Below are 8,207 nucleotides of genomic sequence, written 5' to 3'. Positions count from 1 at the left end.
TGGCCGACAATAGGCGCGTGCTGGAGATGACGCGTGAGGAGTTCGAGGAGCTTGTCAGTGAGGCGCTGGACCGCATTCCGGCCGAGCTGACGCGACTGATGGACAACGTGGCCGTATTCGTCGAGGACGAACCGGCGAGCGAGGACCCGGAGCTGCTCGGGCTCTACGAGGGGACCCCGCTGACGGATCGCGGCGAGTGGTACGCGGGCGTGCTGCCCGACCGGATCACCATTTACCGGGGGCCGACGCTGCGGATGTGCGCGAACCGGGAGGACGTGGTCGCTGAGACCGAGATCACCGTCGTCCATGAAATCGCGCACCACTTCGGGATCGACGACGAGCGGCTGCACGCACTGGGGTACGGGTGAGCGGGGCCGCGGTGTCGTGGGGCCGGTAGCCCGGTAGCCCGGTAGCCGGGTTGGGCGTGTCCCTGGCGGGCGAAAGGGCGTTGGGAGTGTGAATCCACTCACCATGCCCCGGAGGTGGTGCCCCGTGCGCCAGTTGCCTGCCCCTGCCCGTTTGGTGGTCGTCTCGCTGGCGGCTCTGGCCACGGCCGGCTGTATGAGCGTGAGCGACCATCCGGGCAAACCCTCCTCGTCGGCCTCCGCCTCGCTGCGGGGCGCCGCCGCCGAGCCGGACGGCGGGGCGGCGCAGGGTGGCCATGGGCGCGCCCCGGGGAAGAAGGGCGCGGACGGCAAGGGCGGGTCGCCCTCACCTTCCGGGTCCGCCTCGCCGGGCGCCTCCGCGCCCGCAGCACCCCCGCAGAGCCACCCGAAGGGCCCACTGCCTTCCCGGCCGCCCTCAGGCGCACCGTCGGACGCCCCTTCGCCGCCCTCGCAGCCGCCCGTCGTGGAGCCGAGTGCGAGCCCTTCGCCCGAGCCGAGCAGCACCCCTCCGGGGCCGACGCCCTCGCCGGACCCGGAGGTCGGAACGCACACCCTGGCACTGCGGCAGCCGGTGGCGTCTCCGCAGGTGAGGCCGGTTTAGGAGGGCCCGGTTTGCCACGAGGGGGGGAGGGTGCGTATGGTTATAGATCGTTTGATCCCATTGCCCGGCGCCGAAAAAGAAGAGCGCCGTGTGGCGCGTACTCTCCCTTGCCGTGGCTGGACCGCATTGAGGCGGTCGAAATTGCGATTCACGGAGTTATGGGCGCGTGCCGAGACTCCGAGAGGTTTCGCATTTCGTATGTCCAATTCCAGTTCTGACCACACCGTCATGCCCGAGAACGACGAGATTGTCGCCGAGGCGCAGGCCGTCGTAGAGGCCGCCGAAATCGTCGAAGCGGTCGCCGAGACCATCGCGGTCGTCGAGACCGCCGAGGTCGCGGAGACCGTCGCAGTCGTCGAGACCGTCGCGGTCGTCGAGACTGCCGTCGAAGAGGCTTCCGACGCTGCTGAGGCCGTTGAGGCCTCTGACGCTGTTGAGACCGTCGAGGTCGTGGAGGCTGCTGAGGCCTCCGAGCCCGCCGAGCCTTCTGAGCCCACCATCACCTTCAGCGACCTCGGTCTGCCCGAGGGCATCGTCCGCAAGCTCGCCCAGAACGGTGTCACCGCGCCCTTCCCGATCCAGGCCGCGACCATCCCGGACGCCCTGGCCGGCAAGGACATCCTGGGCCGTGGCCGTACCGGCTCCGGCAAGACCCTCTCCTTCGGCCTGCCGCTGCTGACGCAGCTCTCCGGCGGCCGCACGGAGAAGAAGAAGCCCCGCGGCGTCATCCTGACCCCGACCCGTGAGCTCGCGATGCAGGTCGCGGACGCGCTTCAGCCGTACGGCGACGTGCTCGGCCTGAAGATCAAGGTCGTCTGCGGCGGTACGTCGATGAGCAACCAGATCTACGCACTCGAGCGCGGCGTCGACGTCCTCGTCGCCACCCCGGGCCGTCTGCGCGACATCATCAGCCGCGGCGCCTGCTCGCTCGAGAACACCCAGATCGCCGTCCTCGACGAGGCCGACCAGATGTCGGACCTGGGCTTCCTGCCCGAGGTCACCGAGCTGCTCGACCAGATCCCCGGCGGCGGCCAGCGCATGCTCTTCTCCGCCACCATGGAGAACGAGATCGGCACCCTGGTCAAGCGCTACCTGACCAACCCGGTGACGCACGAGGTCGACAGCGCCCAGGGCAATGTCTCGACCATGTCGCACCACGTCCTCGTCGTGAAGCCGAAGGACAAGGCGCCCGTCACGGCCGCCATCGCAGCCCGCAAGGGCCGCACGATCATCTTCGTCCGTACGCAGCTGGGCGCCGACCGTATCGCCGAGCAGCTCATCGACAACGGTGTGAAGGCCGACGCGCTCCACGGCGGCATGACGCAGGGCGCCCGTACCCGCGTTCTTGAGGACTTCAAGAAGGGTTACGTCAACGCCCTCGTGGCCACCGACGTCGCCGCGCGAGGCATCCACGTCGACGGCATCGACCTGGTCCTGAACGTGGACCCGGCCGGTGACCACAAGGACTACCTGCACCGCTCGGGCCGTACCGCCCGTGCCGGCAAGTCCGGTGTCGTCGTCTCCCTGTCGCTGCCGCACCAGCGCCGCCAGATCTTCAAGCTGATGGAGGACGCGGGCGTCGACGCCTCGCGCCACATCATCCAGAGCGCCGGCGCCTTCGAGCCGGAGGTCGCCGAGATCACGGGCGCCCGTTCGCTCACCGAGGTCCAGGCCGACGCGTCCGACAACGCCGCCAAGCAGGCCGAGCGTGACGTCGCCCAGCTCACCAAGGAGCTGGAGCGCGCCACCCGCCGCGCCACCGAGCTGCGCGGGGAGGCCGACCGCCTGGTCGCCCGTGCCGCGCGCGAGCGTGGAGACGACCCCGAGGCCGCTGTCGCCGAGGTGACGGAGGCCGCTGTGGCCGAGGTCGCAGCCGCGGTGACCGTCCCCGAGCAGGCCGAGCCGGTCCGCGAGGAGCGTCGTGACGACCGGGGCAACTTCGGTCGTCGTGACGACCGCGGCGGCGACCGCCGTGACAACGACCGTGGTGGTTACCGCGGTGGCAACAGTGGTGGCAGCAGCGGCGGTGGCTACCGCGGCGGCAACAGCGGTGGGAGCAGCGGCGGTTACCGCGGCGGCAACAGCGGCGGCACCAGCGGCGGTGGCTTCCAGCGTCGTGACGACCGTCCCTCGGGCGGCGCCAGTGGTGGCTTCAACCGTGACCGTCGTGACGACCGCCCCTCGGGTGGTGGCTTCAACCGTGACCGTCGTGACGAGCGTCCCTCGGGTGGCAGCAGCGGTGGTGGCTTCCGCCGCGACGACCGTCCCTCGGGCGGTTTCCAGCGTCGTGACGACCGCCCCTCGGGTGGTGGCTTCAACCGTGACCGTCGTGACGAGCGTCCCTCGGGTGGTGCCAGTGGTGGCTTCCGCCGCGACGACCGTCCCTCGGGCGGCTTCAACCGTGACGACCGTGGCGGCGACCGCCCCACCGGTGGTCACCGAGGCAGCGACCGTCCGTTCAACCGCGACCGTCGTGACGACCGTCCCGCCACCGGTGGCGGCTTCCGCGCCGGCGGCAGCAGCGGCGACCGCCCCACCGGCCGTCGTGACGACCACCGTCCGAACACCGGCACCCAGACCGGCACGTTCGGCCGTCGTGACGACAAGCCGCGCTGGAAGCGCAGCTGATCGCAGCTGACTGGCTGACTGACTGACCGGAAGGGCCCTGCCCGATGCACCGCATCGGGCAGGGCCCTTCCGCTGTCCGGCGTCCGGTGCCCCGTGTACTTGTAGCCTCCGGCTCTCGCATGCAGGTGCGAAGCGAGGGTCCGGGGAGGCCTGGTGGGGATCCTGATACACCGTCATAAGTTCAGACGGACGGCCGCGCCGACCTCGTCGTCCGGCAGAAGACCACCGGGGACATGTACTTCTACGCGGGCCGCTCCGACGGCAAGTTCGCGGCCCGGGTGAAGGTCTTCTCCAACTGGGGCACCTCGTACAACGCCATCGTCGGCGTCGGCGACGCCACGGGTGACGGAAAGGCCGACCTCGTCGTGCGCGACTCGGCAGGGAGGCTCTACCGCAGTGACGGCAACGGCAAGGGATCCTTCGGGGGCCGCGTCCAGATCGCCACCGGCTGGAAGGGCTACAAGTCCCTGTTTTAGGCCACCTGTTGGCGCATGTCATGCCCCCGGCGAGGGAATCGCTGGGGGCATGACAACACCAGATCCGCGCGGAACACCCGCCGCAGCCCCGCAGTCCGACGAGGACAGGCTCGCCGAGCTCGGCTACACCCAGGTCCTCGCCCGCCGGATGTCGGCATTCTCCAACTACGCCGTCTCCTTCACCATCATCTCGGTCCTCTCCGGCTGCCTGACGATGTACCTGTTCGGCATGAACACCGGCGGCCCCGCCCTCATCACCTGGGGCTGGGTCGGAGTCGGCCTGATGACGCTCTTCGTCGGGCTGGCCATGGCCGAGATCTGTTCGGCCTACCCCACCTCCGCCGGCCTCTACTTCTGGGCCCACCGCCTCGCCCCGCCGCGCAGCGCCGCCGCCTGGGCCTGGTTCACGGGCTGGTTCAACGTCCTGGGGCAGGTGGCCGTCACCGCGGGCATCGACTTCGGCGCCGCGTCCTTCCTCGGTGCGTATCTGAACCTCCAGTTCGACTTCAAGGTCACACCCGGCCGCACGATCCTGCTCTTCGCCGCGATCCTGATCCTGCACGGCCTCCTCAACACCTTCGGCGTGCGGATCGTGGCCATTCTCAACAGCGTCAGCGTGTGGTGGCACGTCGTCGGTGTCGTCGTGATCGTCGCGGCCCTGACCTTCACCCCCGACCACCACCAGTCGACGTCCTTCGTCTTCACGCACTTCGTGAACAACACCGGCTTCGGCAGCGGCTTCTACGTCGTCCTCATCGGCCTCCTCATGGCGCAGTACACCTTCACCGGGTACGACGCCTCCGCCCATATGACCGAGGAGACCCACGACGCCTCCACGGCCGGCCCGCGCGGCATCGTCCAGTCGATCTGGACGTCCTGGGTCGCGGGCTTCGTCCTGCTCCTCGGCTTCACGTACGCGATCCAGTCGTACGACAAGGAGCTCGGATCCCCGACGGGCGCACCCCCCGCCCAGATCCTCCTGGACGCGGTCGGCGCGACAGGCGGCAAGCTGCTCCTGCTCGTCGTGATCGGCGCCCAGCTCTTCTGCGGGATGGCCTCCGTCACCGCCAACTCCCGCATGATCTACGCCTTTTCACGCGACGGCGCCCTGCCGTACTCGCACATCTGGCACTCGGTGAGCCCCCGCACCCGTACCCCCGTCGCCGCCGTCTGGCTGGCCGCGCTCAGCGCGCTCGTCCTCGGGCTGCCGTATCTGATCAACGTCACCGCGTACGCCGCAGTGACCTCGATCGCCGTCATCGGGCTCTACATCGCGTACGTCATCCCGACCCTGCTGCGTCTCCTGCGCGGCGACGACTTCCAGCGCGGCCCCTGGCACCTGGGCCGCTTCTCGCGGCCCATCGGGATCGTCGCGGTGGTGTGGGTGGCGGTGATCACGGTCCTCTTCATGCTGCCGCAGGTCTCGCCGGTCACCTGGAAGACCTTCAACTACGCCCCGGTGGCTGTCCTGGCCGTGCTCGGTTTCGCGGCGGTGTGGTGGTTCGCCTCGGCGCGCCGCTGGTTCCTGAATCCTGACCATGTGCGGACAAAGGTGCGCGAGGCATCCCGTAAGGGGGCCCCGGAGCCCATCGACCCCTGATACCAGATCGGCGCTGCGCTCCCGTCCGGCTATGCTCGGGGGAGCACAGCCGCGGACCGTTAGCTCAATTGGCAGAGCAGTGGACTTTTAATCCATTGGTTGTGGGTTCGAGTCCCACACGGTCTACCAAGAGCGAGAGGGGAATACCCCTCTGATCTGCTAAGAAGCGCCTCGACCAGTCTCTTCTGGCCGAGGCGCTTCTGTGTTCTGGGTCTCGTGCGTGAGCGATGCGTGAGCGGATGCGCCGGCATTCGCCTGGACCGCGGCGGACTGGCGGGCCCTGGGTACGAGCCTTGCGGCGATCTCGGCGATCTCACGATCGAGCTCGGGGAGCAGGCTCGTGTACGTGTCAGAGGTGACCACGATGGTGGAGTGCGGACCCGTCCGCCTGAGTGAAGACCTTGCCGGACTCCTTCCAGGCCGAGCCCCAGGCGGCCCGCTCCGCGTCCTGGCGAGCCTTGTGGCCCCGAAGGACCGCGATGTTCAGGCTGCCGAGCGCGATGGTGTTGGCGCTGCCGTCGGTCTTCGGATCGGACTCGTAGCGGTCCCAGCCGTCGACGACGATCTCCTTGGCGGGACTGCTCAGTGTTCGTCGTCGAGGTCCTCGCCGAAGGTGACCTCCAGTGCTGCCACGAGGGCCTCGGCGAGTTGGAACTGTTGGCCGCTGTTGATGATGACCTCTTCCAGTCGGTGCACCCCGAGGAGCGTGGAGAGGTCGTTGCCGCGCAGGTCGCAGTTCCGGTAGTAGCCGCGGCCGAACTCCGTCAGGCGCAGGGTGCAGTCATCGAATACCGCGTGCCGCAGGTCGCAGCCGGTGAAGCTGGCCTCGGTCAGCACGCAACGAGAGAAGACCAGGCGGCCGGCTGTCCGGAGGCGGGTGAAAGCGGTGTAGTCGAGTCGGCAGTTTTCGAAGAGCACGTTGTCGACGGTCACGTCGGTGAACGCGGCTCCCATCAGTTTGCACCCGCGGAACGCGGATCTGGAGAGCTTGCCCTTGCTCCATTGGAGTGTCCCGAGCGCGCAATCCTCGAATGCGAGGGAGTCGGTGCGGACGCCGGTGAAGTCGGTGCGGGTGGAACGCAGACCGGTGACGCGGCCAGTGGTCAGATATGCCTGGTCCAGTTCGAGATCGCGCAGCTCTGCCCCAACGCAGTGGAAGCCGTGCAGGAGGCCGCGGCCGGCGTCGAGCGAGGCGATCTGGGCCAGCTGGACATCGGGCCCGGTCAGCGCGGGCGGTGTCACGCGGATGCGACGGTCGGTATGGGGCTGCACGCCGCCCATCCTTACGCGGAACCGTCCGGGCGGCGACACCAGCCACAGAAGATCACCTAGCCCGCGACCAGCAGTTACGGGACGATTCCTTAGCCACGATCATGCTCCGCCTGCACCGAGCCCGAGAGCTCTGCCCCGACGCCATGAAGGTTCCGGCAAGTTCCTGTTCCACTAACTGAGTTGCGGGCAAGCTGTGGTACGTCGATCGCTACCGTCAACGGAGGCGGGCGTCATGGCCGTGATGAAGCTCAGTAAGGACCCGGAGAATCCGAGCGGGGGCCGCCGCTCGTGAACGACGAGCGCCTCGACGAGATGGATATTCCGGGTCACGAGTCGGTGGTGGAGATTCCTCGGCGCATGGTGCAGTTCTTCCTGGAGTTGAAGGGTGACGAGGGTCCTGAGGCGTCGAGGTCCTTCCGGCCCGCGTCGTGTCGACGCCCGTCGGCGAGTACATCCGGTTCGAGCTCGCCGTGACGGACGGGCTGAACATTGCCGCCGGGGAGGACGTGCGCCGGCTCTCGCGTCGCCAGGCAACGAAGCCCCCGAGGTGGCGAAGCTCTGCGAATCCGCCTTCGAGGCCGTGCGGCAACGAGCAACACCGCACGCCGAGTTCGAGTTGTCCTGACAGTTCGAACAGCGCTGTCGAGGGATTGTTCTTGTACGACGACAGCACGGTGAACGTCGAGCTGGTCTCCGCGCATCCCCTCGGCGCGCAGCGCAGCGATGGGCGGTATGCCCTCCCGGGCTACGGTCAATCGGTGGTAGCTCCCCGTCGCTGCCGCCAGAGCGGCTGTCATGCGTGCGGCGGCTTCGCGTCGATCTCCGCGATCAGCGACTCGATGCGGGTGCGGATCTCGTCGCGGATCGGGCGTACGGCCTCGACTCCCTGTCCGGCGGGGTCTTCGAGGGACCAGTCGAGGTACCGCTTGCCGGGGAAGATTGGGCAGGCGTCGCCGCAGCCCATGGTGATGACGTAGTCGGATGCCCGGACGGCTTCGGTGGTGAGGACCTTCGGCTTCTGGTCGGAGATGTCGATGCCGATCTCCTTCATCGCCTCGATGGCGGCGGGGTTCACCTGGTCTCCGGGGATCGACCCGGCCGAGCGGACCTCGATCCGGTCGCCCGCGAGGTGGGCGAGGAATCCGGCGGCCATCTGCGAGCGGCCCGCGTTGTGGACGCAGACGAACAGCACGGACGCGGCAGGGGTGGAGGACATCAGTTCTTCCTTACGGGTGGGGATCAAC

General features: G+C 68.5%; 6 protein-coding genes, 1 tRNA gene and 3 pseudogenes. 7 read left to right on the top strand and 3 right to left on the bottom strand.

Annotated features, from left to right (window positions below; genetic code table 11):
• The first annotated feature begins 17 nt into the window (after positions 1–17).
• The 6 genes and pseudogenes from J0695_RS16245 to J0695_RS16220 all read left to right on the top strand — a co-directional run bounded on the left by J0695_RS16245 (position 18) and on the right by J0695_RS16220 (position 5,820).
• Positions 18–368: a metallopeptidase family protein gene (locus J0695_RS16245; RefSeq protein WP_206962765.1), complete on the top strand. Its 351-nt coding sequence runs from the start codon at positions 18–20 to the stop codon at positions 366–368.
• Positions 369–492: 124 nt separating this feature from the next.
• Complete coding sequence (locus tag J0695_RS16240; protein WP_206962763.1) at positions 493–987, top strand: hypothetical protein; 495 nt, start codon at positions 493–495, stop codon at positions 985–987.
• Positions 988–1,185: 198 nt separating this feature from the next.
• A complete protein-coding gene (locus tag J0695_RS16235) occupies positions 1,186–3,615 on the top strand; it encodes a DEAD/DEAH box helicase (protein ID WP_206962762.1) in 2,430 nt (809 codons plus the stop codon).
• A gap of 200 nt (positions 3,616–3,815) precedes the next feature.
• Positions 3,816–4,091: pseudogene (locus J0695_RS16230) on the top strand (FG-GAP repeat domain-containing protein); the annotation flags it as partial.
• A gap of 49 nt (positions 4,092–4,140) precedes the next feature.
• On the top strand, positions 4,141–5,691 hold the full coding sequence (locus J0695_RS16225; RefSeq protein ID WP_206962760.1) for an amino acid permease: 1,551 nt from the start codon (positions 4,141–4,143) through the stop codon (positions 5,689–5,691).
• A gap of 53 nt (positions 5,692–5,744) precedes the next feature.
• Positions 5,745–5,820: transfer RNA gene (locus J0695_RS16220), tRNA-Lys, on the top strand.
• A gap of 30 nt (positions 5,821–5,850) precedes the next feature.
• Here the strand turns inward: J0695_RS16220 and J0695_RS46365 are convergent.
• Positions 5,851–6,277 (bottom strand): annotated as a pseudogene (locus J0695_RS46365) (site-specific integrase); the annotation flags it as partial.
• Positions 6,274–6,645 carry a pentapeptide repeat-containing protein gene (locus tag J0695_RS46360; RefSeq protein WP_505383608.1) on the bottom strand — a complete coding sequence of 124 codons (372 nt, stop codon included), beginning with the start codon at positions 6,643–6,645 and terminating at the stop codon, positions 6,274–6,276. The pseudogene J0695_RS46365 and the gene J0695_RS46360, both read right to left, overlap by 4 nt.
• Positions 6,646–7,391: 746 nt before the next feature.
• Between J0695_RS46360 and J0695_RS45665 the strand changes: the two are divergent.
• A pseudogene (locus J0695_RS45665) lies at positions 7,392–7,442 on the top strand (hypothetical protein); the annotation flags it as partial.
• A gap of 314 nt (positions 7,443–7,756) precedes the next feature.
• On the opposite strand, the gene J0695_RS16210 reads toward J0695_RS45665, so the two are convergent.
• Complete coding sequence (locus J0695_RS16210; protein WP_206962764.1) at positions 7,757–8,179, bottom strand: arsenate reductase ArsC; 423 nt, start codon at positions 8,177–8,179, stop codon at positions 7,757–7,759.
• Positions 8,180–8,207 lie beyond the last annotated feature (28 nt).

The organism is Streptomyces beijiangensis (assembly GCF_017315755.1).
GTDB classification, from domain to species: Bacteria; Actinomycetota; Actinomycetes; order Streptomycetales; family Streptomycetaceae; genus Streptomyces; species Streptomyces beijiangensis.
This window is presented reverse-complemented; position numbering and strand designations above follow the sequence as displayed.